Source organism: Nocardia sp. CY41 (genome assembly GCF_009829325.1).
Classification (GTDB): domain Bacteria; phylum Actinomycetota; class Actinomycetes; order Mycobacteriales; family Mycobacteriaceae; genus Nocardia.
Genome location: NZ_VUOS01000104.1, coordinates 1 through 1,870, shown reverse-complemented (window position 1 = coordinate 1,870; position 1,870 = coordinate 1). Strand labels below are relative to the sequence as shown.

The following is a 1,870-nucleotide window of genomic DNA, read 5'->3' as shown; positions in this document are numbered from 1 at the left end:
TTCGCCGCGCAGGCGAACGCCGACGCCGCGCTCTACGAGCGGGCGGCGGCCGATCGTGACGCGTTCTGGGCCGAACAGGCCGGGCGGCTGCACTGGCACGAACCGTTCACCCAGGTGCTGGACTGGAGTGACGCGCCGGTGGCGAAGTGGTTCGTCGGCGGCAAACTCAACGTCGCCTACAACTGCGTGGACCGCCACGTCCTGGACGGACACGGCGACCAGGTCGCCATCCACTGGGAAGGCGAACCCGGCGACTCCCGCGCCATCACCTACCAACAACTGCTCGACGAGGTCTGCCGCGCCGCCAACACGCTCACCGCACTCGGCCTCGAGACCGGCGACCGCGTGGCGATCTACATGCCGATGGTGCCCGAAGCCATCATCGCCATGCTCGCCTGCGCCCGCCTCGGGCTGACCCACTCCGTCGTGTTCGCCGGATTCTCCCCCACCGCCCTGCGCCAACGCGTCGACGACGCCCGAGCCCGCCTGATCATCACCACCGACGGGCAATGGCGACGCGGCAAACCCGCACCCCTCAAAGAAGCCGTCGACGAGGCCCTCCACACCCACGCCGACACCCCCTCCAGCGTCGAGCACGTGCTGGTCGTGCGCCGCACCGGCATCGAAGTCCCCTGGACCGAAGGCCGCGACCTGTGGTGGCACGACACCATCACCCACGCCTCCCCCACCCACCACGCCGAAGCCTTCGACGCCGAACACCCCCTGTTCATCCTCTACACCTCCGGCACCACCGGAAAACCCAAAGGCATCCTGCACACCACCGGCGGCTACCTCACCCATACCGCCTACACCCACCACACCGTCTTCGACCACAAACCCGGCCACGACATCTACTGGTGCACCGCCGACATCGGCTGGGTCACCGGACACAGCTACATCGTCTACGGCCCCCTGGCCAACCGCACCACCCAAATCGTCTACGAAGGCACCCCCAACTCACCCACCGAACACCGCCACTTCGAAATCATCGACAAATACCGCGTCACCATCTACTACACCGCCCCCACCCTGGTACGCACCTTCATGAAATGGGGCAAACAAATACCCGCCGCCCACGACCTGACCAGCATCCGGCTACTCGGATCGGTCGGCGAACCCATCAACCCCGAAGCCTGGCGCTGGTACCGGGAAGTCCTCGGCGCAAACCACACCCCGATCGTGGACACCTGGTGGCAAACCGAAACCGGCGCCATCATGATCTCCCCCCTGCCCGGCGTCACCACCACCAAACCCGGCGCCGCCATGACCCCGCTACCCGGTATCTCCGCCCAAGTCGTCGACGAAGAAGGCAAACCCGTACAACGCGGCGAAACCGAAGCCAACGGCTACCTCGTCCTCGACCAACCCTGGCCGTCGATGCTGCGCGGCATCTGGGGTGATGAGCAGCGTTTCCGGGAGACCTACTGGGAGCGCTTCGCCGAACAAGGCTGGTACTTCGCCGGCGACGGCGCCAAACTCGACACCGACGGCGACCTATGGATCCTCGGCCGCGTCGACGACGTCATGAACGTCTCCGGCCACCGAATCTCCACCGCCGAAGTCGAATCCGCCCTCGTCGGACACCACACCGTCGCCGAAGCCGCCGTCGTCGGCGCCACCGACCCCACCACCGGCCAAGGCATCGTCGCCTTCGTCATCCTCACCGCCGGAGCACAAGACACGGGCACCGCGCTCATCGACGACCTCAAAGCCGAAGTCGCCCGCGAAATCAGCCCCATCGCCAAACCCCGCGAGATCCACATCGTCCCCGAACTCCCCAAAACCCGCAGCGGCAAAATCATGCGCCGCCTCCTACGCGACGTCGCCGAAGGACGCGAACTCGGCGACACCTCCACCCTCGTCGACCCGA

At 66.6% G+C, this 1,870-nt stretch carries 1 protein-coding gene; it reads left to right on the top strand.

The window, feature by feature from the left end; all coding sequences use genetic code 11:
* Positions 1–1,870: acetate--CoA ligase (gene acs / locus GVY64_RS36840; protein ID WP_159851301.1), on the top strand; the 1,870-nt coding region annotated here is incomplete at both ends.